This is a genomic window from Demequina sp. NBRC 110054 (assembly GCF_002090115.1).
In the GTDB taxonomy this organism is placed as follows: domain Bacteria; phylum Actinomycetota; class Actinomycetes; order Actinomycetales; family Demequinaceae; genus Demequina.
In genome coordinates, this window is sequence record NZ_BBRK01000005.1 from 186,038 (window position 1) to 210,628 (window position 24,591).

Genomic DNA, 24,591 nt, shown 5'->3' on the forward strand with positions numbered 1-24,591 from the left:
GAGAGGACCACCATGGAAGAGACCCCCGCCGCCCAGCTGGAGCAGGTGCTCTACGAGGTCAAGAAGACGATCGTCGGGCAGGACCACCTGCTCGAGCGACTGCTCGTCGCGCTGCTCGCGCGCGGCCACGTCCTCGTCGAGGGCGTGCCCGGCCTCGCGAAGACCCTGACGGTCAACTCACTCGCGACCGCGACGGGCGGCACGTTCCAGCGCATCCAGTTCACGCCGGACCTCGTGCCCGCGGACCTGGTCGGCACGCGGATCTTCCACCAGGGCACCGGCGAGTTCGTCACGAGCCTCGGCCCGGTCTTCGCCAACCTGCTCCTCGCCGACGAGATTAACCGCGCGCCCGCCAAGGTGCAGAGCGCGCTGCTCGAGGTGATGCAGGAGCGCCAGGTGACGATCGGGCGAGAGACCCACAAGGTGCCGAACCCGTTCCTCGTGATGGCGACGCAGAACCCGATCGAGTCCGAGGGCACCTATCCGCTGCCCGAGGCGCAGATGGACCGCTTCATGATGAAGGTCGTCGTCGGCTACCCCACGCCGACCGAGGAGTTCGCGGTTGTCGACCGCGCGGTCGCGAAGGGCCCCGGTCCCGACCAGGTGCTCGACCCCGAGCGCCTGCTCGCGCTGCAGGCGGCGACCGAGCGGGTCTACGTCGACCCCTCGCTCATGGAGTACGCGGTGCGCCTGTCGCACGCGACCCGCCAGCCCGGCTCCGCGGGCCTGCCCGACCTCGACAAGTACGTCACGTACGGCGCGAGTCCCCGCGCATCGATCAACCTCGCGCTCGCCGGCCGCGCGCTCGCGCTGCTCCACGGCCGCGACTACGTGCTCCCGCAGGACATCCGCGACCTCGCGCCCGACGTGCTGCGTCACCGCATCGTCCTGAGCTACGAGGCCATGGCGGACGACATCTCCGCCGACACGATCGTCTCCCGCGTCGTCGCAGCGGTGCCCGCCCCGCAGCCCACCCCCGCGGTGGCCGGACGCTGACCATGCCGACCGACGTCCCCGAGCGGCTCCTCACGGGCCTCGAATGGAAGCTGCTGCAGCGCGTCGACGGCCGCCTCCAGGGCTCCCACCGCACGCACGCGCGTGGCAGCGGCATGGACGTCGCCGACGTGCGCCCCTACGCCGACGGCGATGAGGCGCGCCGCATCGACTGGTCCGTCACCGCGCGGATGAACGAGACCCATGTGCGTCGCTACGACGAGGACCGCGAGGTCACGGCGTGGCTCGTCCTGGATCGCTCGGCCTCGATGCGCTTCGGCGCGCCCGGCAAGGGCAAGGACGATGCCCTGGCCGGGATCGCGGTCGCGCTCACCCGGCTGCTGGGATCGACGGGAGATCGCGTCGGCGCCCTGCTCTACGACGACCACTCGCTGCGAGTGGTCAAGCCCGGGACGGGACGCGGACAGTCGCTGCTGCTCACGCGCGAGCTGCGGGACTCTGCGCCCGCCGGCACCCCCGGCACGCCCACCGACCTGCGGGGGATGCTGCGCGTGGCCGCGGCGACCGCGCGGCGACGCGGGCTCGTGATCGTCATCTCCGACCTCGTGGGCCAGGAGGGGTGGGAACGCGACCTGTCCCTGCTCGCTCGCAAGCACGAGGTCGCGCTGATCCGCGTGGTCGATCCCCTCGAGCGTGAGCTTCCCGAGCTCGGGCCCGTCGTGATGGAGGACTCCGAGACGGGGGAGCAGGTGCTCGTCGACGTGGCCGATCCCGGCTTCCGCGCGCGGTTCGCCGCGGAGGTCGAGCGCGAGGACTCTCTCCTGACCGAGGCCGCGCGCGCCGCGCGCGTGGACCTGCACACCGTATCGACCGCGGACGCGCTCGCCGACGTCCTGGTCCGCATCGTCCGTTCCACGTCGTGGAGGCGCGCGTGACGTTCCTGTCCCCCTGGATGCTCCTCGTCGCTGCGGTCGCCGTCGCCGCACTCGTTGCGGGCGCCGTGCTCGTGGCGCGCCGACGCAAGGCCGCCCTCGCGAGCGCGGGCATGCCGACGCGGAAGGCCTGGGTCTCGCAGGTGCCGACCGCGCTGCTGATCGCCGGTGTCGGGCTGCTCCTCGTGTCCACCGCACGCCCGCAGGCCGTGCTCATGATCCCCCGCGCCGCGGGCACGGTCGTGATCGCGATCGACACCTCCGCGAGCATGACGGCGGACGACGTCGCCCCGAGCCGGCTCGAAGCGGCGCAGGAGGCCGCGGCCAGCCTCGTCGAGGCGCAGGCCACCTCGGTGGACGTGGGCGTCGTGGCCTTCTCGGGCGGCGCCCTCAGCACGCAACTGCCGAGCGAGGATCACACCGAGGCGATCGCGGCCATCGCGAGCGCCTCCTCGTCAGGCTCGACGTCGCTCGGCCAGGCGATACTGACGGCCCTCAGCGCGATCACGGGGGAGACCGTGACGCTCGACGGGGAGACCGCGGACGGGAGCATCGGGGAGGACTCCGGCTCGCTCGAGGGATCCGAGGCGCAGACGGCCTCGACGGGGACCGCCTCCTTCGAGACCGACGCGGTCGATACCGACGATGCTGCGTCCGATCTCGGCTACTGGGGATCGGCCACCATCGTCCTGATCTCCGACGGCGAGCAGACCAGCGACCCCGACGCGATCGCGGCCGCCGAGCTCGCCGCCGAGGCCGGCGTCCACATCGAGACCGTGGGCGTGGGCACCACCGAGGGCACCACGATCGAGGTCGACGGCTACACCACCTCCACGGCGCTGGACGAGGAGCTGCTCACCGAGATCGCGACGACCACCGGCGGTTCGTATCACGCGCTGTCCGACGTGTCCGAGCTCGACGGCATCGCCTCAAGCCTCGACCTGCGCGTCACCGCGCAGGAGGAGGAGATCGAGCTCACGCCCTTCCTCGCGGGGATTGCGCTCGCCCTGCTCGTCGCCGGCGGAGGCCTCATGATCGTCCGCACCGGGAGGCTGCTCTGATGTCCTTCGCCTGGCCCCTCGCCCTGGCAGCCGCGCTGCTGCTGCCGGCGCTCGGCGCCGTCTGGTGGCTCACGCGCCGGCGACGCCGCCGCAACGCGGTCGTGATCCCGTCGGTGCGCGCCGTCCGCGCCGCGGTCTCGACCCAGTCGCACGCGCGGCGCTGGATTCCGGCGACCCTGCTCGCGCTCGGGATCGTCGCTGCCTCGCTCGCGGTGGCGCGCCCCCAGACGACGGTCGACGTCGCCACGAGCGAGGCGACCATCATGCTCGCGATCGACGTGTCGAGCTCGATGTGCTCGACCGACGTCGAGCCCAACAGGATCGAGGCGGCTCAGGAGGCCGCCGTCGAGTTCGTCGAGTCCCAGGACGAGTCGGTCGCGGTCGGCATCGTCGCCTTCTCGTCGAGCGCGTCGCTCGTGTCCGAGCCGACCACCGATCGCGACGAGCTGGTCGCCGCGATCGAGGCGCTCACCACCTCGCGAGGCACCGCGATCGGGCAGTCGATCCTCACCTCGATCGACGCGATCGCGCAGATCGACCCGGACGTCGCCTCGACCGGCGTCGAGGTCGAAGCGGACGATGCGGACGCGGACGACGAGTCCTACGCCGCCGAGACGATCGTCGTGCTCACCGACGGCTCCAACTCGTCCGGCGTCGATCCCGTCACCGCCGCAGAGGTAGCGGCCGAGCGGGGCCTCCGCGTCTACACGATCGGCTTCGGCACCGACGAGGCGTCGGCTGCCGTGTGCGACTCGACCCAGGTGGAGTCGGGCGGCATGGCCATGGGCGGTGGCGGAGGCGGTCCTAGTCTCACGCTCGACGAGGACACCCTCCAGGAGGTGGCCGATCTCACCGGAGGCGAGTACTTCGCGGCTGAGGACGCCTCCGAGCTGACGGACGTGCTCACCGGGCTCGACGAGGTCGTCGCCGTCCAGCAGGAGCAGCAGGACGTCGGCGCATGGTTCGCGGGCGCCGCCGGCGCCCTGGTCACCGCCGCGGTCGGGCTCTCGCTGTGGTGGAGCCGCCCGCGGTCACGCACCGCGACCGCACGCCGCGCCTAGCGGTCGCGGTCGCGGTCGCGGTCGCGGTCGCGGTCGCGGTCGCGGTCGCGGTCGCGGCGGGTCAGCGGCCGAGGCCGCGTCGGCGGTGAGTCAGTAGTCGCCGCGGCGGGGCTTGCGCGGCTTGCCGTCGTGACGTGCCTGCGAGGGTCGGTGGTCCTTCGAGCCACGCGAGTTCCGGTCGTGGAACTTCTTCTTCTGCGCCTGGTACGCACGCGTGCCCTTGTCGGGCTTGAGCTCGATGAGCTGGCCCGAGATGCGGGTGTGGGACAGCTTGTCGAGGATGTGCCGGGGCAGGTTCTCGGGGAGCTCGACGAGCGAGAAGGTGGAGTTGACTTTGATCGCCCCGAAGTCGCCGCGGTCCAGGCCGCCCTCGTTCGCGATCGCGCCGACGATCTGGCGGGGCTCGACCTTGTGGCGGCGGCCCACCTCGATCCGGTACGTGATCCTGCCGGAGTTGTCTCGACGCCCGGGAGCGCCAGGACCGCCCTCGCGGTCGCGCGACTGCTTGCCGCGCTCGGAGAACGACTGCGTGGGAAGCTCGTCCTCGTCCCCGAGGAGCAGCGGCTTGTCTCCCTGAGCGACCACGGCGAGCGCGGCGGCGACGTCGGTCTCCGGCACGTCGTGGTGCTCGACGTAGTGCGCGATGATGTCCCGGAAACGGTCGATGCGCTCCGTCTCGGACAGCGCGGCGGTGATCGAGTCGTCGAAGCGGGTCAGACGCGTCGCGTTGACGTCGCCCACGCTGGGCAGCTGCATCGGGGTGAGCGGCTGACGCGTGGCCTTCTCGATCGCGCCGAGGAGACGACGTTCGCGCGGCGTGACGAAGCTGATCGCGTCGCCGGTGCGACCCGCGCGGCCGGTGCGCCCGACACGGTGGACGTAGGACTCGGTGTCCACCGGGATGTCGTAGTTGATGACGTGCGTGATGCGCTCGACGTCGAGGCCGCGCGCGGCGACGTCGGTGGCCACCAGGACATCGAGGTTGCCGTCCTTGAGCTGCTGGACAAGCCGCTCGCGCTGCTGCTGCACCACGTCGCCGTTGATCGCTGCGGCGGCGAAGCCGCGCGCGCGCAGCTTCTCGGCGACCTGCTCGGTCTCGTTCTTGGTGCGGGTGAAGACGATGACCGCTTCGAAGTTCTCCACCTCGAGGATGCGGCTGAGCGCGTCGGTCTTCTGCGCGTAGGAGACGACGATGTAGCGCTGGGTGATGGTCGAGGACGTGCTCGTCTTGCCCTTGACCGTCACCTCCTCGGGATCGCGCAGGTACTTCTGCGACAGGCGGCGGATCTGGTTGGGCATGGTCGCGGAGAACAGCGCGACCTGCTTGTCCTCGGGCGTCGCCGACAGGATCGTCTCGACGTCCTCGGCGAAGCCCATGCGGAGCATCTCGTCGGCCTCGTCGAGCACCACGTACTTGAGCTCGGACAGGTCGAGGGTGCCGCGGTCGAGGTGGTCCATGATGCGGCCCGGGGTGCCGACGACGATGTGGACGCCGCGCCGCAGCGCGGACAGCTGCACGCCGTAGGCCTGGCCGCCGTAGACGGGGAGCAGGCGCACGCCCTCGGACTTCGACGCGTAGCTCTCGAAGGCCTCGCAGACCTGCAGCGCGAGCTCGCGGGTCGGCGCGAGCACGAGCGCCTGCGGGCGACGCTGGTCGCGGTCGAGGCGGGCCAGGATCGGCAGCGCGAAGGCGGCGGTCTTTCCCGTTCCCGTCTGCGCGAGGCCGACCACGTCGCGGCCCTCGAGGAGGGTCGGGATCGTGCGGGCCTGGATGGGGGAGGGCGTCTCGTAGCCGAGCTCTCGCACGGCCTCCAGGACGGGACCTTCGAGTCCGAGATCGGCGAAGGAGATGGTGTCGGGCGCGTCGGGGGCCGATCCGGAGTCAGTAGGCATGCCTCAACGGTACGCGGTCCTGGGGGTATTGCGCGCTTCCGGCGCAGATGCGCTGTCCGGGGCGGGCCTTTTCGGCGGGCGGGGAGGGCCGTCAGGGGGCGTGGTGGTCGAGGAACTCGATCACCGAGACCTGGTCGATCCCGGTCGCGGATCCGTGGGGAGTCGCCGCAAGCAGGGACGAGTTCAGCCGCGCCGCGGGACGCGCCCTGCCCTCCCACCGCTCGGACTGCTCCGCGCGCGGCTCGTGGCAGCAGCCGGCGTCGGGGCATGTCGACGAGCGCCGCGTGGTCGTGTCGCGGCCCCTGAACCACTTGGAGTGCGCGTACTGCGTTCCCACCGACACCGAGAAGTCGCCCGCGGCATCGGTCTGCACCGCGGAGGTGCACCAGTAGGTGCCGTTGGGCTTGTCGGTGTACTGGTGATAGATGCCGTAGCGATCGTCTCGCTCGAAGACCTGGCGCGCGCTCCAGCGGCGGCAGACCCTCTGCCCCTCGACGTGGCCGAGCGCGTCCTGGGGGAACCTCACCTCGTCGTTCTCGTAGGCCTTGGACAGCACTCCCGAGGCGCTCACCTTGAGGAAGTGCACGGGCAGATCGAGATGCTCGGTCGCGAGGTTGGTGAACCGGTGGGCCGCGGCCTCGTACCCGACGGCGAAGGCGTCGCGCAGGTCCTCGACCGCGAGGTCGCGCGCCTCCTTGGCCGACCTCAGCATCGGCGCCGCGGAGGCCTCGGGCATCATGAGCGCGCCCGCGAGGTAGTTCACCTCGACGCGCTGGAGCAGCATGTCCTCGTAGTCGCGCGGCTCCTCGTGGCCGAGGACGTGGCCCGCGAGGGCCTGAAGCAGGGTGACCCTGCGGTGCCCGCCCTCGTGGCGCACCGGCAGGTACACGCGCCCGTGCGCGGTGTCGGTGATCGAGCGCGTGGTGATCGGCAGGTCGTGGACGTAGTGGACCGTGAAGCCCAGGTGCTGGGCGAGCGCGGAGACCGCGGAGTCGGACAGCGGCCCGCCGCGATGGTCGATCGCGCCGAGCAGCGTCGTGGCCTTGGCCTCGAGCTCGGGGTAGTAGTTGTGCTGCTCGCGCTGCCTCGCGCGCAGCTCGGTGTTGGCCCGTCGCGCCTCCTCCGGCGTCGAGGCGCGACGCTCATGCAGGCGGATCAGCTCGCGGTGGAGGGCGAGGATCGTCTCGATCGCCTCGTCGGGCAGGCTCTTGCGCGTCGCCACCCTGGGCAGCCCGAGGGACGCGAACAGCGGCCCCTCCATCGCGCGCTCGAGCTCCATCTCGAGGGCGTCGCGCGCGGTGGGCGGCGAGGGATCGAGGAGGTCCTCGATCGTCGTGCCGAGCACCGCCGCCAGCGCGCGCAGCTCGGACACCCTCAGCTCCCGATGGCCGTTCTCGATCACCGAGACCTGGGAGGCGGCCCTGCCGATGTGTTCGCCCAGCTCACGGACTGTGAGGCCCTGCGCGACGCGCAGGTGGCGGACGCGTCGTCCGATGGACAGGGGCGTGGCGCCGACCTCGTCGTCGAGGTCCGCCGTCGTCGGCGTGCTCATGTCAGACATGGTGACACGTCATGTTCAGCCTCGCAGAACTTCGCGGGAAGTTCTGTTGGCCGGAGCCCGAAATCGTGCCTGTCTGCTGCCTAGCGTGGCCTCAAGGCACCACCGCCGAGAACTGCGAAGGAGCAGACCATGATCGAAGCGATCCGCCCCGGGGATCAGACCCAGACCGCCGAGCAGCTCGAGGCCGAGTGGGCGTGGAACCCCCGGTGGGAGGGCATCCAGCGCGACTTCGGCGCCGACGACGTGGTCGCCCTGCGCGGCCCGGTCAGGGAGGACCCGACGCTCGCCCGCCGAGGCGCCGAGGCGCTGTGGGACCTCATCCAGCAGCACCGGCGCCCGAACGGCGAGTGGATCGCGGCGCTCGGCGCGCTCACCGGCAACCAGGCCGTGCAGCAGGTGAGGGCCGGGCTGAAGGCGATCTACCTGTCCGGCTGGCAGGTCGCCGCCGACGCCAACCTCTCAGGCCAGACCTACCCCGACCAGAGCCTCTACCCGGCCAACTCTGTGCCAGCCGTCGTGCGGCGCATCAACAACGCGCTGATGCGTGCGGCTCAGATCGAGCATGCTGAGGTCGGCATGGAGGAGCGCGACTGGATGGCCCCGATCGTCGCGGACGCCGAGGCGGGGTTCGGCGGGCCACTGAACGCGTTCGAGCTCATGCAGGGCATGATCGCGGCGGGCGCGGCAGGCGTGCACTGGGAGGACCAGCTCGCCTCGGAGAAGAAGTGCGGTCACATGGGCGGCAAGGTGCTCGTGCCCACGTCCCAGCACATCCGCACGCTCAACGCGGCCCGCCTCGCGGCGGATGTCGCGGGCGCGTCCACAATCGTGATCGCCCGTACCGATGCCCTCGCGGCGACCCTCCTCACCTCCGACGTGGACGAGCGCGACCGGCCGTTCCTCACCGGCGAGCGCACCGCCGAGGGCTTCTTCGAGGTCCGGAACGGCATCGACCCGGTCATCGCACGGGGGCTCGCGTACGCGCCCTATGCGGACCTGCTGTGGGTCGAGAGCGCCACCCCGGACCTCGAGCTCGCGCGCAGGTTCGCCGAGGCGATCCACGCCGAGCACCCGGGCAAGCAGCTGGCCTACAACTGCTCGCCCAGCTTCAACTGGCGCAGCCACCTCGACGACGACGAGATCGCGCGCTTCCAGCGCGAGCTGTCGGCGATGGGCTACGCCTTCCAGTTCATCACGCTGGCCGGCTTCCACTCCCTCAACCACGGGATGTTCGAGCTGGCGCAGGACTACGCGCAGCACCACATGAGCGCGTACGTGCGTCTCCAGGACGCCGAGTTCGCTGCCGAGGATCGCGGCTACACCGCGACCCGGCACCAGCGGGAGGTGGGCACCGGCTACTTCGACCGCGTGTCCACCGCGCTCAACCCGACGGCGTCGACGCTCGCGCTCGTGGGCTCGACCGAATCCGAGCAGTTCTAGGAGATGACATGTTCCCCACCCAGATGACCGTCGCCGCACCGCAGCGCGACAGCGACAGGGAGATCCTCACCGACGAGGCTCTCGAGTTCCTCGCGGGGCTCCACGACAGGTTCGCCTGCCGGCGCGCGCTCGAGCTCCAGCGCCGTCACGAGCGCGCCGTCGAGATCGACAACGGCCGCGACCTCGACTTCCTCCCCGAGACGCGGGCCGTCCGCGAGGATCTCTCGTGGAGCGTGGCGGGCCCCGGGCCGGGCCTTGAGGACCGGCGGGTCGAGATCACCGGGCCGACGGATCGCAAGATGACCATCAACGCCATGAACTCGGGTGCCCAGGTGTGGCTCGCGGACCACGAGGACGCGAACACCCCGACGTGGGAGAACATGATCGAGGGGCAGGTCAACCTGCGCGACGCGATCCGGGGCACGATCGAGTACGTGGCCGCCGACGGGCGCGAGTACCGGCTCGGTGAGGACACGCCCACGATCGTCTTCCGGCCGCGTGGGTGGCACCTCGTGGAGCACCACCTGGTCCACCGCGACGCCGACGGCCACCAGCATCGGGCGTCGGCCTCGCTCGTGGACTTCGGCCTGTACTTCTTCCACAACGCCCACGCGCTCATCGCCGCGGGACGGGGACCGTACTTCTACCTGCCGAAGATGCAGAATCACCGCGAGGCGCGGCTGTGGGACGACGTCTTCACCTACGCGGAGGAGCGGCTGGGGATCGCCCACGGCACCATCCGAGCGACGATGCTGATCGAGACCTTCCCCGCCGCCTTCGAGATGGAGGAGATGCTGTACGAGCTGCGGGACCACTGCGCGGGCCTCAACGCCGGGCGTTGGGACTACATCTTCTCGGTGATCAAGACCTATCGCGATCGGGGCCCTTCGTTCGTCCTGCCCGACCGCTCGGCGATCACCATGACCGTGCCGTTCATGCGGGCCTACACCGAGCTGCTGGTCTCGACCTGTCACCGGCGCGGTGCGCAGGCGATCGGCGGCATGAGCGCGTTCATCCCCGACAGGCGGGACGAGGACGCGAACGCCCGCGCGCTGGCCCAGGTCAGCGCGGACAAGCGCAGGGAGGCGACGGATGGCTTCGACGGCACCTGGGTCGCGCACCCGGGTCTCATCGAGACGGCTCGCGCGGAGTTCGACGCGGTGCTCGCGGGCCGCACCGACCAGCGGGAGCGTCTGCGGGACGACGTCCGAGTGACGGCGGCCGATCTGCTCGCCGTCGGGATACCCGGGGCCACGGTGACGGACCAGGGCGTCCGCCAGAACGTCTCTGTCGGCCTCAGGTATCTCGAGAGCTGGCTCCGCGGCGTCGGCGCCGCGGCGGTCGGTGGACTCATGGAGGACGTCGCGACCGCGGAGATCAGCCGCACCCAGCTGTGGCAGTGGATCCGCTACCGGGTGGTCACGGCCGAGGGCACCGTCGTCACGCGCGCGATGGTCGAGGGAGTCCTCGCGTCCGAGCTGGAGACGATGCCGCGGCAGGGCGACGATCGCTTCGACGATGCGGCGGCACTCCTGAGAGAGGTTGCGTTCGCGGAGCACCTCCCCGCGTTCCTGACGGTTCCTGCGGGTCTCGACTACCTCGCGGAGCGGATGCCCGTCGCGGCGTAGCCGGCCGGGGCGCGGACGGTGCGCCGCGCCCCGGGCCGCACCGCGGCGAGCGCGCGCAGCATGGCGGCGACGGCGAGTCCCACGAGGACGATCGCGCCGACCGTGGTGGCCACGCTCGCAAGGCCGAGGGCGGGATCGAGGAAGGGGTAGGGGACCCAGCCATCCGTGGTGGCCCTCACCAGCAGGTAGCCCATCCAGGCCAGCGGCAGCAGCAGCACGGTCCAGATGTCGCCCCAGCGTGGTCGGCGACGCTCGCCGACCAGGATCCAGTCGGTCGCCACGATGAGGCCGGCGCCGCCATGGATCACGGCATTCGCCCACGGGAAGTACGGCGTGCCCGAATGCGGCGCGAGCAGCAGCCAATAGACGGCCCCGACGATGACGAGATAGGTGGCCGCGTTGACGCGCAGCGCCTGCACCCAGGCCGGATCTCGGCGGCCCGCGAACGCCGCGACGACGAGTGCGAGGATGCCCGCGAGGTTCGCCAGGGGAGTGAAGTACCCGGGCAGCTGCGCCCAGGTGAAGGTTCCGTATGTCAGATCGGCCCACGCTTGTGCCCCGAGCGCGATCGCGATGACCGTCGCCCCTGCCAACCGCGCCGTTGCGGTAAGGATTGACCTCAGCATGGTTGGGACTTTACCGGAACGTGATCGAAAAGTGATCAGAATGTCGCCGTGTTGTGACAAATGGCACTCAAGGTCGCGCGTCGGTCTTGGATCGGCAATGTCGGAGCCGCGGCGCACAGAGGAGGGCCCCGAGCCTCACGCTCCTGTCGGAGCGGGCCCGGGGCCCTCATGGAGCCGTCCCCGGCGGATCTCGCGGAGGCGGCACGTCAGGGAGGCGTCAGCGCGTATCGCCTCCGCCCGTCACGACCGCCGCACGTCCGGCCTCAAGCCGGGCGACGGGGATGCGGAACGGTGAGCACGAGACGTAGTCGAGACCGACCTCGTTGAAGAAGTGGATCGACTGGGGGTCGCCGCCGTGCTCTCCGCACACGCCGAGGCGCAGGTCTGGACGAGACGCGCGTCCCTCCTCGGCCGCGATGCGCACGAGCCTGCCGACGCCCTGGGTGTCGATCGACTCGAACGGCGAGACCGAGAAGACCCCGTGCTCGGTGTACTCGTGGAAGAAGGCGCCCTCCACATCGTCCCTGGAGAAACCCCAGGTGGTCTGCGTCAGGTCGTTCGTGCCGAAGGAGAAGAACTCGGCGACGTCGGCCATCCTGTCGGCGGTCAGCGCTGCGCGAGGCAGCTCGACCATCGCGCCGACGGGGATGTCGAGCTCGACGCCCTCCTCATCCGCGACCTCCTGCAGGATGCGCACCGCCTCGTCCTTGACCAGGTGGAGCTCCATGATCGACGCGGCGAGGGGGATCATGATCTCGGCGTGCGGATCGCCTCCCGCCTTGAGCCGGGCGGCCTGCGCCTGGGCGATCGCGCGCATCTGGAGCGCGAAGAGCCCCGGGATGACGATGCCGAGCCGGACGCCACGCAGGCCGAGCATCGGGTTGGCCTCCCGGTGCTTGTCGACCGCGGCGAGCAGCTCGACGTCCCTGTCGATCTCGGGCCCGCTGAGTCCGCGCTCCTTCGCGATCGCGACCTTGACCGACAGCTCGGTGAAGTCGGGCAGGAACTCGTGCAGCGGCGGGTCGATCAGCCTGATCGTCACCGGGTTGCCGTCCATCTCGGTGAGCAGCCCGATGAAGTCCTCCCGCTGGAGCGGAAGGAGCGCGTCGAGCGCCTCCTGCTGCGTCGCATCGTCCTTGGCGAGGATGAGGCGCTCGATGAGCACCCTGCGATCGCCCAGGAACATGTGCTCGGTCCGGCACAGGCCGATGCCCTCCCCGCCGAGCGACCGCGCGCGGTACGCGTCTCCCGGCGTGTCCGCGTTCGCGTACACGCCGAGCGTGCGGGCGGTGTCCGCGTGGGTGAGGATCGCGTCGACGGCCTCGACCAGCTCGATCGTGCCCTCGTCTCCCGCGAGGCCGGCTAAAGTGGCCTCGAGCCCGTCCTCGAGGTACCTGACGACGGGGGAGGAGACCACGGGAACCTCGCCGAGGAAGATCTCTCCCGACGTGCCGTCGATCGCGATGACCTCGCCCTCCGTGACCACCGTCTCGCCGACCGCGAACTGCCGCGCGTTGACGTCGACCGCAAGGGCCTCCGCTCCCACGACGCATGTGGTGCCCATGCCGCGCGCGACGACCGCCGCGTGCGAGGTCTTGCCTCCACGCGAGGTGAGCACGCCGACCGAGGCGATCATGCCGCCCAGGTCGTCGGGGTTGGTCTCGCGCCGCACGAGGATCACGTCCTTGCCCTCGGCCGCCCACTCCTGCGCCGTCTCCGAGGAGAACACCGCTGCGCCCACTGCGGCTCCGGGCGAGGCTGCCATGCCCGTGGCGAGCAGCGTCCGGTCCGCCTCGGAGTCGAACTGGGGGAACATGAGCTTGCTCAGCTGCTCTCCCGTGACCCGCTCGAGCGCCTCGTCGAGCGTGATGATGTGCTCGTCGACCAGCTGCTTCGCGATCTTGAACGCCGCGGCGGCGGTGCGCTTGCCCACGCGCGTCTGCAGCATCCACAGCTTGCCGCGCTCGACGGTGAACTCGATGTCGCACAGGTCGCGGTAGTGCCCCTCGAGCCGACGCATCGCCGCGCGCAGGTCCGCGAAGGCCTTGGGGTCGAGCTTCTCGAAGTCCGCGAGCGAGAGGGTGTTGCGGATGCCGGCCACGACGTCCTCGCCCTGCGCGTTCTGCAGGTAGTCGCCGTAGTCGCCCGTCATGCCCGTGGCGGGGTCGCGCGTGAAGCACACGCCCGTGCCGGAGTCGTCCCCGAGGTTGCCGAAGACCATCGCCACGACGTTGACCGCGGTGCCGAGGTCGTCCGAGATCCGCTCGCGGCGACGGTAGAGGCGCGCGCGTTCGGTGTTCCACGAGTTGAAGACGGCCTCGATCGCCATGTCGAGCTGCTCGCGCGGGTGCTGCGGGAACTCGCGCCCGGACTGGGTGCGGACGATCTCCTTGTAGTCGTCCACGAGCTCCTTCAGGGCGTCGGCGTCGAGGCCCGTGTCCGCGGTGACGCCCCGCGCGGCCTTCTTCGCGTCGAGTGCGTCGCTGAACAGGTCGCCGTCGATGTCCAGCACGGTCTTGCCGAACATCTGGATCAGGCGTCGATACGAGTCCCACGCGAAGCGCTCGTTGTGCGCGAAGGCGGCGAGCCCGTTCACCGACGAGTCGTTGAGCCCCACGTTGAGCACCGTCTCCATCATGCCGGGCATCGAGAACTTGGCGCCCGAACGGACGGAGACCAGCAACGGATCGTGGGCGTCGCCGAGGAGGCGACCGAGGTCGTCCTCGAGCTTGCGGACCGCGAGCGTCACCTGGACCCGCAGCTCCGGTGGGAGCGCGCTCGTGGTCATGTAGGTGCGGCAGGCCTCGGTGGTGATCGTGAACCCCGGCGGCACCGGCAGCCCCAGGTTCGTCATCTCGGCAAGGTTCGCGCCCTTGCCTCCGAGCAGGTCCTTCTGATCCTTGTTGCCTTCGCTGAAGTCGAAGACGTACTTCACCATGGGGCACCCCTTTGTGCTGGTCATCGTGATGCCCGCGTCATTGCGGGCATTCCCAGTCTTACCCCACGTGGGAGCGCGAGGGGGGACCAAGGACCTAGCAGGGGCCAAAGGCATGGGTGGGCCGCTCTGAGGGCCGGTAGGGTCGGCGCCGATGCACGCCTTCTACGACCCCACGCGCACCTACGAGGAGAACCTCGCCGAGGGCCCCTTCGGGCTCCCGTCCGACACAGCGCCGTCCTTGCCCTCGACAGCCGAGCTGTGGGGACACCCCGTCGCCGCGCCGTTCGGCATCCCCGCGGGACCCCTCGTCGGCTCGGCCGCGTGCGAGGCCGCCTTCCGGCTCGGCTTCGACGTCAATGTGTACAAGACCGTACGGACGCGCCGTCACGCGGCGCATCCCTTCCCGAACACGCTCGCGGTGCACCTCGAGGGCGACCTGACGTCCTCCACGCCCATGCCTCTGCTCGCGGACGATGCGTGGGATCGCGGGCGTTCGATCTCCAACTCCTTCGGGGTCCCCTCGAGCGATCCCGACGTGTGGCAGGCGGACATGGCGCGCGCGGTCGCCGCCGCAGGCGAGGGTCAGCTGCTCGTCGGCTCGTTCCAGGGGACGACGGGATCGGGCGACGGGTCGGTCGACGCCTATGTCGCCGACCACGTGCTCGCGGCGCGCCTCGTGGCCGAGACCGGCGCGCGGGCGATGGAGATGAACCTCAGCTGCCCCAACGAGGGCACGAGCAGTCTGCTGTGCTTCGACCCCGACCTGGTCACGCGTGTCGCTGCCGCGGTCAAGGACGAGATCGGTGACACGCCGCTCGTGCTGAAGCTGGCGTACTTCGCGGACGACGAGGCGCTCGAGCGGCTCGTCGCGCAGACGGACCGGATCGTCGACGGCTACGCCGCCATCAACACCCTGCCCGCGCGGCTCGTGGATGCTGCGGGCGCGCAGGCGCTGCCCGGCGAGGGGCGCGAGGTGTCCGGCGTCTGTGGCGCCGCGATCCGATGGGCGGGGCTCGAGATGATCGAGCGACTCTCCGCGCTGCGCTCGCGCCGGGGCTCGGACGTGACACTCGTCGGGGTCGGGGGAGTGCTCACCGTCGACGACTACTCCGCTCTCCGCGAGGCCGGCGCCGACGCCGTTATGACCGCCACGGGCGCGATGCTCGACCCGATGCTCGGCCACAAGGTGCGCGCGGCGGCCGCTCGCTGACCGCGGCAGGCGCGGTCGCGCGGCTCGTCTGACGCCTCCCGCACCCGTGGCGGGACCCGACACGCCCGGGCCTCGATCCGACACGCCGAGCGGCGCGAAGATTTCTCGGCGAATTCTTGGCGAACGGCCCTGCTCCAGGCCTCGCCCACGGGGGCCTCTCACGGTGTCGGCCGCTGCCATGTGGGACCTACGTCCCAATGGTCCCTGACTACGACATCTAGTTTGAATCCACGCCCAAGGCACTACATCTTGTGGTTGAGGCGGTGGGGGATCGGCAGGATGTCGGACCCCGGGCGTACCGTCGTCTGTGGAGGGAGACACCATGAGCATCGTCGAGAGCGGGACCCACGCACCAGGAGCGGAGAAGACCGCTGCGCAGGCCGTCCTGAACATCATCAAGCGCGACGGACGCACCCTGAGGTTCGACGACTCGCGCATCCGCGCGGCCCTCATCAAGGCCTACAAGGAGGTCAACGGACCCCTGTCTCCGCTCGACGAGCGGACCGTCGGCGAGCTCGTCGCGCGCATCGACTCCGAGATCCGCGCGCGCTTCACGCGTACCGTCAAGATCTACGAGATCCAGAGCGTCGTCGAGCACGTGCTGCTCGAGGCCCGCCTGTACGACGTCGCGCGCGCCTACATCGACTACCGCGTGCAGCGCGACTTCGAGCGCTCCCAGGCCACCGACCTCAACCACTCGATCAACAAGCTCCTCGACAAGGACGCCGCGGTCGTCAACGAGAACGCGAACAAGGACGCGGAGGTGTTCAACACCCAGCGCGACCTGACCGCGGGAATGGTCGGCAAATCCATCGGTCTGCGCATGCTGCCCGCGCACGTGGCCAACGCCCACCAGAAGGGCGACATCCACTACCACGACCTCGACTACCACCCGTATGCGCCTATGACCAACTGCTGCCTGATCGACTTCAAGTCGATGCTGTCGCAGGGCTTCCGCATCGGCAACGCGCAGGTCGAGCCCCCGAGGTCGATCGGCACCGCGACGGCGCAGATCGCGCAGATCATCGCGAACGTGTCCTCGTCGCAGTACGGCGGCGCGACCGTGAACCGCATCGACGAGCTGCTTGCCCCCTACGCCAAGCTCAACTACGACAAGCACGCGTCGGAGGCGGAGCGGTGGATCGACGACGTCGCCAAGCGCGCAGAGTACGTCGAGGAGCGCACGCGCAAGGACATCTACGACGCGATGCAGTCGCTCGAGTACGAGATCAACACGCTGTTCACCTCCAACGGGCAGACCCCGTTCACCTCCGTCGGCTTCGGCCTGGGCACCGGATGGTACGAGCGTGAGATCCAGATGGCGATCCTCGCGATCCGCCGGCGCGGTCTGGGCAAGGAGGGCCGCACGGCGATCTTCCCCAAGCTGCTGTTCACGCTCAAGCGAGGACTCAACCTCTCCGAGGGCGACCCCAACTACGACATCAAGCAGATCGCTGTGCAGTGCGCGACCGAGCGCATGTACCCGGACATGCTGAGCTACGACAAGGTCGTGGAGATCACCGGCTCGTTCAAGGCGCCCATGGGCTGCCGCTCGTTCCTCCAGGGCTGGGAGGACGAGCAGGGCAACGACGTGGTCGAGGGCCGCATGAACCTCGGCGTGGTCACCCTCAACCTGCCCCGCATCGCCATGGAGGCCAACGGCGACCTGGGTGCGTTCTGGGCGCTGCTCGAGGAGCGTCTGCAGATCATGCACGACGCGATCCTGTTCCGCGTCGAGCGCTGCAAGGAGGCCGTGCCCGGCAACGCCCCGATCCTGTACGTGCACGGTGCGTTCGGTCAGCGGCTCACCCCGGTGGACGACGTCGACACGCTCTTCCGCAACGGGCGCGCCACCGTGTCGCTCGGCTACATCGGTCTGTACGAGGTCGCGACCGCGTTCTACGGCCCGGAGTGGGAGTCCAACCCCGAGGCGAAGGAGCTCACGCTCAGCGTGATGGCCTCGCTCAAGGACCACGCCAAGACGTGGGCCGCGGAGTCCGGCTACTGGGTGAGCGTCTACTCGACGCCCTCCGAGAGCCTGACCGATCGGTTCTGCCGGCTGGACAAGGAGCGCTTCGGCTCCGTGCCGGACATCACCGACAAGGACTACTACACGAACAGCTTCCACTACGACGTGCGCAAGAACCCCACGCCGTTCGAGAAGCTCGACTTCGAGAAGGACTACGCGCCCTACACCGGTGGAGGGTTCATCCACTACTGCGAGTACCCGGTGCTCCGCCAGAACCCGAAGGCGCTCGAGGCCGTGTGGGACTACGCGTACGACCGCGTGGGCTACCTCGGCACGAACACGCCGATCGACAAGTGCTACGCGTGCGGCTACGCGGGTGACTTCAACCCGACGGCCGAGGGCTTCGCGTGCCCCGAGTGCGGCAACGAGGACCCCCGCACGTGCGACGTCGTCAAGCGCACCTGTGGCTACCTCGGCAACCCGCAGCAGCGGCCGATGGTCCACGGACGTCACGTGGAGATCTCCTCCCGCGCCAAGCACATGGATGGCGACGTGCGAGTCCCGCTGTCGGCCCGCGACGAGGACGGCTCCGCGCCCACCGCGAAGTCCTGCTAGGGAGCGCACGATGGCTCTGGACCCGAACCCGCGGCTGTGGGTGGCTGAGAAGGTCAGCCACGGCTACGTGGCCGACTACAAGCCGTTCTCCTTCGTCGACGGCGAGGGCGTGCGTTGCAGCCTGTACGTGAGCGGGTGCCTCTTCAAGTGCGACGGATGCTTCAACGAGGGCGCATGGAGCTTCCGCTGCGGCAAGCCGTATGACGACGCGCTTCAGGAGGAGATCCTTTCGGATCTCGCGCACGAGTCGATCCAGGGCCTGTCGCTCCTCGGCGGGGAGCCGTTCCTCAACACGCAGGTGGCGCTGCGCATCGTCCAGGGCCTGCGAGAGCGCTTCGGGCGGAGCAAGGACGTGTGGTGCTGGACCGGCTACACGTTCGAGGAGCTGTGCCGCGACTCCGACGACAAGCGCGCGCTGCTCGCGGAGGTCGATGTGCTCGTCGACGGCCGCTACGAGCACGCGATGCGCGATCTCACGCTGCCCCATCGCGGCAGTCGGAACCAGCGCGTGCTCGACGCGCGCGCGTCCCTCGACGCGGATCGCGCGGTGCCGTACCTTGGCGTCGCGGACCCTCTGGGGAGGCTCGGCGACGCCGAGAGGACGGGCTTGGCGGGCGCCGCCTGACACCCACGCCTGTCTACTGGGCCGCGGCCTCGCGCTCCCGCAGCACTCGACGCAGTACCTTGCCCACGTTGTTCTTGGGCATCTCGTCGATGAACTCGACCACACGGGGACGCTTGTAGCCGGTGAGGCGCTGCTTGAGGAACGACTTGAGCGCCTCCTCGGTGAGCGACTCGTCGCGACGCACCACGAAGAGTTTCGGAACCTCGCCCGCACGCTCGTCGGGGATCGGGATGGCACCGGCCTCCGCGACGAGCGGGTGCATCATCGCGGCGTCCTCGATCTCGCCCGGGTACACGTTGAACCCGGACGCGACGATGATCTCCTTCTTGCGGTCGACGATCTGGAAGAAGCCGTCCTCGTCGATGACCGCGATGTCGCCCGTGAGCAGCCAGCCGTCCGAGGTGAGGACGCGCCGCGTCTCCTCCTCGTTGTTCCAGTAGCCGCGCATGACCTGGGGTCCGCGCACGGCGAGCTCGCCGGCGGTTCCGACCGGTACCTGGTTCTGGTCGTCGTCCATGATGCAGACGTCGGTCGAGGGCAGGGGGACCCCGATCGTGCCCACCCGCGGCGGGATGTGCGTGGGGTTCACGGAGACCACGGGGGAGGCCTCGGTGAGCCCGTAGCCCTCGATGATGTCCGTGCCGACGGTGTCCTTCCATCGCTCGGCGACGGAGGTGCGGACGGCCATGCCGCCCGCAACCGTGAGCCGCATCGACGACGTGTCGATCTGCGAGAAGGAGGGCTCGTCCAGCAGCGCGCCCGCGAGGGTGCTCACGAGCATGATGCCGTCGGGGCGCGACTTGTCGAGCTCCTTGACGAAGCCCTTGATGTCACGCGGGTTCGTGATCAGCACCGTGTGGCAGCCGAAGCGGTAGAAGCCCAGGCAGTTCACGGTGAGGGCGAACACGTGATAGAGCGGCAGCGCCGCGATGATCGTGGACTGCTTCTCCTCACCTAGCGTGGCGCGGATCTGCGCCATGAACTGCTCCTGGTTGGACAGCAGGTTGCCGTGCGTGAGGACCGCGGCCTTGGCGCCGCCGGTCGTCCCGCCCGTGTACTGCAGCAGCGCCACGTCCTCGGGGCCGATGTCGGGGTCGGTGAAGCGCTCGGCCTTGCCCTTGGCGAGCGCTGTGCGGAAGCCGATCGCGTCCGGGAGGCTGTAGGCAGGCACCATCTTCTTCACCTTGGCGGCGACGAGGTTCACGAGCGTGCGCTTGGGCTGGGGAAGCAGGTCGCCCACCTGGGTCACGATCACGTGCTCGATCGAGGTCGAGGGGAGGACCTCCTCGACCTTGTGGGCGAAGTTCGCGAGGACGACGATCGCGCGTGGCTCGGCATCCTTGAACACCCCGGCCATCTCGCGGGTCGTGTACAGCGGATTCGCGTTGACGACGATGAGGCCCGCACGAAGCGCGCCGAAGAACGCCACCGGGTACTGGAGCACGTTCGGCATCTGGATGACGATGCGGTCGCCTCGGTGCAACCCGAGGTCGTGCTGCAGATAGGCGGCGAAGCGGGTGGCAAGCTCATCGACCTCGCGGAACGAGAGCGTGCCGCCGAGGTTGGAGAACGCGATGGCGTCGCCATGATGGCTCGCGCTATCGGAGACGAGCTGGCCGAGGGAGCGCTCCGCGAGCGGACCGATGGTGCGAGGGACCGAGGGGCCGTAGAAGTCGAACCAAGGACGGTCCTCTCCGCCGACCGGGTCCGGTCCTGCGTCGGCGCTGTGAGCCGTACCGGTCATCGTCCATCCTCCTCGATAGCTGCGGGTGCCGGGTGAGAGTCGCGGGCTTCGTTGGCCACGCTCCTCCGAGCCGCCTGGGACATGAATGGTACCGGCAGGGGAGCGATCGCCCCGTCTCGTGGGGCGCGGCGTGGCGACGACGTCCGACCGGCGGCCCATGTCACTCATGCACCGACATCGTCAGGTGTGGCTTGCTGCCGTCGGCGTTGGTCACCGCGGCCTCCCAGCCGAGCTCCGTCCGTCGTGAGGTGAAACCGACCTTTGCCGGAAGCAGTACCGGTCGCGCGAAGGACACGTCCGTCGTGAAGGCCTCCGGGAGCCGGCCCTCGAGCGAGGCCAGGGCGTGGGCGTGGGTCCACATGCCGTGGATGAGCGGCCGAGTGAAGCCGAAGGCGCGCGCCATAACGCGGCTCGTGTGGATGGGGTTGGGGTCGTGGGACACGGCGCGGTACCTGCGCCCCAGATCGGGACCGAGTCTCCAGGTCGCGTGCGGGGTGGCCGGGACGAACGGTGCGCGCGGGATCTCGACCGGTTCGCCGGCGACACGAGCGCCGGACGACAGGTAGGTGCTGACCCCCTCCCATACAGTCTCGCCCGCGGTCTCGATCGTCCCGACAAGGTCGAGCAGCGCGCCCCTCGCGTGCGGGCGGAGGTTCTCGGCACGCACAGTGATGTCGAGGCGCTCGCTCGCCGCGACGGGCCGGCGAAGGGTCATCGAGTTGCTGACGTGGACGGCTCCGACCAGGCGGACCGTGCTGTCCGGCGATCCGAGCAGGTGGACGTGCAGGGGGAACGTGAGCACGTGCAGCCAGGTGGGAGGGACCGTATCCCTGAGCGTGAAGCCGCAGACCCGGTCGTACGCCGCGAGACGGCTCGCGTCCTGCCCCTGATCGACGAGCGAGACGCCGCCGGCGGGGAGCCGCGCCTCTCCCTTGCCGGTGGGCACCATTGCGCGAGCAAACGCGGCGCCCATCGCAGGAGAACGATCCAGCGTGACGGACTGAGTCGCCATCACGCACCGACCACGTTCTGCCCGCACACGCGGACGATCTGACCGCTCACGCCCTGGGACGCGGGGTCGAGGAAGTACCCGATCGTCTCGGCGACGTCGACGGGCCGCCCGCCCTGACCGAGGCTGTTGAGCCGTCGGAAGATCTCCCGCTGCACGAACGGGATGCGCGCAGTCATGTCCGTCTCGATGAAGCCCGGCGCGACGGCATTCACCGTGATCCCGCGCGAGGCGAGGTCCGGAGCCATGGCCTGGACCAGGCCCGCGACTCCGGCCTTGGACGCGGCGTAGTTCGCCTGGCCCTTGTTGCCCGCCAGTCCGGAGGTCGAGGCGACGCCGACGATCCGGCCGCCGTCTGCCAGGCCGCCGGGCTGGTCCGGCGCGAGCAGGACCTCATTGATGCGCATCTGGGCGGCAAGGTTGACCTCGACCACCGAGGCCCAACGGGCGGCATCGGTGTTCGCGAGCAGCTTGTCCCGCGTGATCCCGGCATTGTGGACGATCCCGTGCAGCGCCGCGTGGCGCGTCGCGACGTGCGCCGCGATACGCGTGCCGGCGTCCGCAGCGGTGATGTCCAGCTGGAGCGCGGTTCCCGCGATCTCATTCGCGACGGCGGCAAGTGACTCGCCGGCGGCGGGGATGTCGACCGCCACGATCGTCGCGCCGTCCCTCGCAAGGGTGCGCGCGATGGCCGCGCCGATGCCCCGCGCGGCGCCGGTCACGACGACGGTGCGGCCGGCGAGCGGAGCCTCGCTCGGCGCGGCAGTGTCGGCGGCGCCCACCGTCCAGGTCTGCCCGTCAACGAACGCGGACCGCCCCTGCAGGAGGAACTCGAGCGTCGACGCGAGCGAGGACGGGCCGGCGGCCGGATCCACGAGGATCAGGTTCGAGGTCGCCCCACGGCGAAGCTCCTTGCCGACCGTGCGGTCGATGCCGTCGAGCGCACGCGCGACCGCGCGCTGCTCCCAGCCGCCCGCCGCCGGGCGCGCAAGGATGATGATCCGTCCGGCCCGCTCGAGCCCGCGCAGGGCCGGCCGCAGCACCGCGCGGAGACCCTCGAGCTCTCCGAGGGTCTCCAGGTCGGTGGCGTCGACCACGAGCGCGCCGATGCGGTCCCCGTAGCCCGGGGCGTCTCCGTCGCCCGAGTCGATCACCGGTGCCTCGTACGGCCTACCGAGCACGGCGAGGGTCTCCCTGCCCAGACGCGACGGCCCGAGCTCGGCGAGCACGATCGCCCCCGAGGGATAGGCGCGCCCACGCCGCAGCACCGGCGGCTCCGCGAGTCCGGCCTTGGCCGCGACCTTGCGTCCGACGGGGGAGTAGTAGGCGGCTTCGAGCGCGGACATCACACGGCCTCCAGGATCGCGACGAGCCCCTGTCCGCCCGCGGCGCACATCGATATCAGCCCCTTGCTGCCCGGTCCTCGGGAATGGAGCAGCTTCGCGAGCGTCGGGACGATGCGCGCACCGGTCGCGGCGAAGGGGTGGCCGACGGCGAGCGACGACCCCGTGACGTTGAGGCGGGAGCGGTCGATGGTGCCGATGGGACGCTCGAGTCCCACGGACGCGCAGTACTCCTCGTCCGCCCAGGCTTTGAGAGTCGCGGCGACGGTGGAGGCGAAGGCCTCGTGGATCTCGATGAGGTCCATGTCCTCGATGCTCAGCCCCTGGCGAGCCAGCAGGCGTCCCGTGGCGGCGACGGGGGCGAGCAGGAGATCGGCTCCTCCCGGATGGTCGACGGCGGCGACCTCGGCGTCGACGACCCGGGCGAGGATCGGTAGGCCTTGCTCGGCCGCCCAGTCGGCGTCCGCGAGGAGCACGGCGGCGGCGCCGTCCGACAGCGCGGTGGAGTTGCCCGCGGTCATCGTCCCCGCCGCGCCGCCGAACACGGGGCGGAGCTTCGCGAGGGCCTCGGGTGTCGTCTCGGGACGCAGGATCGCGTCCTTGGACAGGCCCAGGAAGGGGGTGACGAGGTCGTCGAAGAAGCCGTCGTCCCATGCCTTCGCGAGGTTGCGGTGGGAGCTCGCGGCGATCTCGTCCTGCTCCTCACGCGTGACCTCCCAGCGCACGGTCGTCAGCGCCTGGTGCTCTCCCATGGAAAGCCCCGTGCGGGGCTCCTCGACGCGCGGGGCGAGCGGCGCGAGGTGCGAGGGCCGGATCCCGGCCAGCGCCTTGATCCTCGCCTGCGCCGTGCGCGCGCGGTTCGCGGCGTGCAGGGTGCGCTGCAGGTCCCCGCTCACGGTGATCGGCGCGTCCGACGTCGAGTCGCAGCCGGCCGCGATGCCATGCGTGAGCTGCCCGAGCGCGATCTTGTTGGCGAGGTACACCGTCGCCTCGAGCCCGGTCGCGCATGCCTGCTGGAGGTCGCAGGCCGGGGTGTCGGGCGCGAGCGCGGAGCTGAGGACGGCCTCTCGCGTGAGGTTGAAGTCGTGCGGGTGCTTGAGGACCGCACCGCCCGCGACCTCGCCGACGCGGGTGCCTGCGAGCCCGTAGCGCGCGACGAGCCCGTCGATCGCGGCTGTCATGAGGTCATGGTTCGATGCCTCGCGAAGCGCGCCTCCTGCCTTGGCGAAGGGTGTGCGGTTTCCTCCAACGACCACGACGGTGTGGTTCATGATGCCTCCGAGACCTCGAGGGAATTTCTCCGATACCGACGGTAGCAGATACCTGGCGTACTCGATATAGTGGGGACATGACGGAGGTCAAGCAGGACGGCCGGGACACCCGCTGGGAGTCGCACCGCGCGAAGCGGCGCGAGGAGCTGGTGTCCCATGCGCTGCGCGCGATTCGATCGCAGGGCGCCGGCATCGGCATGGAGGAGATCGCGGCCCGCGCTGGCACCTCCAAGACCGTGATCTACAGGCATTTCGGCGACCGCGCGGGACTCTACGCCGCAGTTGTCGCGTCGGTGCACGCCTACATCCATGAGGGGCTCACCGCGACGCTAGAGGACTCGGAGGCCGCCGACCTCACCGCACTCGTCGCGGAGCTCGCCGACACCTACCTGCGGCTCGTCGAGCAGGACCCGGAGATCTACCGGTTCACCCTGCATCGTCCCGCGCGTGCCGACGACGACTCGCTCGACCCGGCGGGCTCGCTCACCGCGATGATCAGCGAGCACATCGGCGTGGCGTTGGGGGAGCGGCTCGTGCTCGCGGGCCGCGACGCCGCCCCCGCGGAGACGTGGGCGCACGGCCTCGTCGGCTTCATCAGGGCCGCGGCCGATCACTGGATGGCCACCGATCCCCGACCCCCGCGCGACACCGTCGTCGCGCAGATCACCGATCTCTTCGCCCCGGCGTTCACCGAGGCGATGCGGCACTGAC

General features: G+C 70.2%; 18 protein-coding genes. 10 read left to right on the forward strand and 8 right to left on the reverse strand.

What is annotated here, in order from left to right:
- Positions 1 to 12: 12 nt before the first annotated feature.
- From B7K23_RS10165 to B7K23_RS10180, 4 genes are read left to right on the forward strand one after another with little or no spacing between them, the layout of a single operon-like run.
- Positions 13 to 996 (forward strand): MoxR family ATPase, encoded by a 984-nt coding sequence (locus B7K23_RS10165; RefSeq protein ID WP_084126943.1) that lies wholly within the window; start codon positions 13 to 15, stop codon positions 994 to 996.
- Positions 997 to 998: 2 nt separating this feature from the next.
- Positions 999 to 1,889, forward strand: coding sequence for a DUF58 domain-containing protein (locus B7K23_RS10170; protein ID WP_084126477.1), 891 nt, complete (start codon positions 999 to 1,001; stop codon positions 1,887 to 1,889).
- The gene (locus B7K23_RS10175; RefSeq protein WP_084126944.1) at positions 1,886 to 2,947 is read left to right on the forward strand and encodes a VWA domain-containing protein; all 1,062 of its coding nucleotides are present in this window, start codon (positions 1,886 to 1,888) and stop codon (positions 2,945 to 2,947) included. The genes B7K23_RS10170 and B7K23_RS10175 overlap by 4 nt, the downstream gene beginning before the upstream one ends.
- Positions 2,947 to 4,008, forward strand: coding sequence for a VWA domain-containing protein (locus tag B7K23_RS10180; protein WP_084126478.1), 1,062 nt, complete (start codon positions 2,947 to 2,949; stop codon positions 4,006 to 4,008). The genes B7K23_RS10175 and B7K23_RS10180 overlap by 1 nt, the downstream gene beginning before the upstream one ends.
- A 90-nt stretch (positions 4,009 to 4,098) precedes the next feature.
- Here the strand turns inward: B7K23_RS10180 and B7K23_RS10185 are convergent, their stop codons facing one another.
- Both B7K23_RS10185 and B7K23_RS10190 read right to left on the reverse strand, forming a co-directional pair.
- A complete protein-coding gene (locus B7K23_RS10185; protein WP_084126479.1) occupies positions 4,099 to 5,901 on the reverse strand; it encodes a DEAD/DEAH box helicase in 1,803 nt (600 codons plus the stop codon).
- A gap of 91 nt (positions 5,902 to 5,992) precedes the next feature.
- Positions 5,993 to 7,453, reverse strand: coding sequence for an XRE family transcriptional regulator (locus B7K23_RS10190; RefSeq protein ID WP_084126945.1), 1,461 nt, complete (start codon positions 7,451 to 7,453; stop codon positions 5,993 to 5,995).
- Positions 7,454 to 7,591: 138 nt separating this feature from the next.
- On the opposite strand from B7K23_RS10190, the gene aceA reads away from it, so the two are divergent.
- Positions 7,592 to 8,902, forward strand: a complete 1,311-nt coding sequence (gene aceA, locus B7K23_RS10195; protein WP_084126480.1) for an isocitrate lyase — start codon at positions 7,592 to 7,594, stop codon at positions 8,900 to 8,902.
- 8 nt (positions 8,903 to 8,910) lie between these two features.
- On the forward strand, positions 8,911 to 10,530 hold the full coding sequence (gene aceB, locus B7K23_RS10200; RefSeq protein ID WP_143338232.1) for a malate synthase A: 1,620 nt from the start codon (positions 8,911 to 8,913) through the stop codon (positions 10,528 to 10,530).
- Here the strand turns inward: aceB and B7K23_RS10205 are convergent.
- The gene (locus B7K23_RS10205) at positions 10,497 to 11,156 is read right to left on the reverse strand and encodes a Pr6Pr family membrane protein (protein ID WP_143338233.1); all 660 of its coding nucleotides are present in this window, start codon (positions 11,154 to 11,156) and stop codon (positions 10,497 to 10,499) included. The genes aceB and B7K23_RS10205 overlap by 34 nt on opposite strands.
- 217 nt (positions 11,157 to 11,373) lie before the next feature.
- Positions 11,374 to 14,094 (reverse strand): pyruvate, phosphate dikinase, encoded by a 2,721-nt coding sequence (ppdK, locus tag B7K23_RS10210; protein WP_084126482.1) that lies wholly within the window; start codon positions 14,092 to 14,094, stop codon positions 11,374 to 11,376.
- Between the two features lie 151 nt (positions 14,095 to 14,245).
- On the opposite strand from ppdK, the gene B7K23_RS10215 reads away from it, so the two are divergent.
- The 3 genes from B7K23_RS10215 to nrdG all read left to right on the forward strand — a co-directional run bounded on the left by B7K23_RS10215 (position 14,246) and on the right by nrdG (position 18,513).
- On the forward strand, positions 14,246 to 15,304 hold the full coding sequence (locus tag B7K23_RS10215) for a tRNA-dihydrouridine synthase (RefSeq protein ID WP_084126483.1): 1,059 nt from the start codon (positions 14,246 to 14,248) through the stop codon (positions 15,302 to 15,304).
- A 322-nt stretch (positions 15,305 to 15,626) separates the two neighbouring features.
- Entirely contained in the window at positions 15,627 to 17,888 is a 2,262-nt protein-coding gene (gene nrdD, locus B7K23_RS10220) for an anaerobic ribonucleoside-triphosphate reductase (RefSeq protein ID WP_084126484.1), read from the forward strand.
- A 10-nt stretch (positions 17,889 to 17,898) separates the two neighbouring features.
- The gene (gene nrdG / locus B7K23_RS10225) at positions 17,899 to 18,513 is read left to right on the forward strand and encodes an anaerobic ribonucleoside-triphosphate reductase activating protein (protein WP_084126485.1); all 615 of its coding nucleotides are present in this window, start codon (positions 17,899 to 17,901) and stop codon (positions 18,511 to 18,513) included.
- A 13-nt stretch (positions 18,514 to 18,526) separates the two neighbouring features.
- On the opposite strand, the gene B7K23_RS10230 is transcribed toward nrdG, so the two are convergent.
- The 4 genes from B7K23_RS10230 to B7K23_RS10245 form a co-directional block, all read right to left on the reverse strand.
- Positions 18,527 to 20,257: an AMP-binding protein gene (locus B7K23_RS10230; RefSeq protein ID WP_084126486.1), complete on the reverse strand. Its 1,731-nt coding sequence runs from the start codon at positions 20,255 to 20,257 to the stop codon at positions 18,527 to 18,529.
- Between the two features lie 160 nt (positions 20,258 to 20,417).
- Complete coding sequence (locus tag B7K23_RS10235; protein ID WP_200809824.1) at positions 20,418 to 21,206, reverse strand: MaoC/PaaZ C-terminal domain-containing protein; 789 nt, start codon at positions 21,204 to 21,206, stop codon at positions 20,418 to 20,420.
- Between the two features lie 62 nt (positions 21,207 to 21,268).
- On the reverse strand, positions 21,269 to 22,612 hold the full coding sequence (locus B7K23_RS10240; protein WP_084126487.1) for a 3-oxoacyl-ACP reductase: 1,344 nt from the start codon (positions 22,610 to 22,612) through the stop codon (positions 21,269 to 21,271).
- Positions 22,612 to 23,880: an acetyl-CoA C-acetyltransferase gene (locus tag B7K23_RS10245; RefSeq protein WP_084126488.1), complete on the reverse strand. Its 1,269-nt coding sequence runs from the start codon at positions 23,878 to 23,880 to the stop codon at positions 22,612 to 22,614. The genes B7K23_RS10240 and B7K23_RS10245 overlap by 1 nt, the downstream gene beginning before the upstream one ends.
- A 77-nt stretch (positions 23,881 to 23,957) precedes the next feature.
- On the opposite strand from B7K23_RS10245, the gene B7K23_RS10250 reads away from it, so the two are divergent.
- A complete protein-coding gene (locus tag B7K23_RS10250; RefSeq protein WP_084126489.1) occupies positions 23,958 to 24,590 on the forward strand; it encodes a TetR/AcrR family transcriptional regulator in 633 nt (210 codons plus the stop codon).
- Position 24,591: the final 1 nt, after the last annotated feature.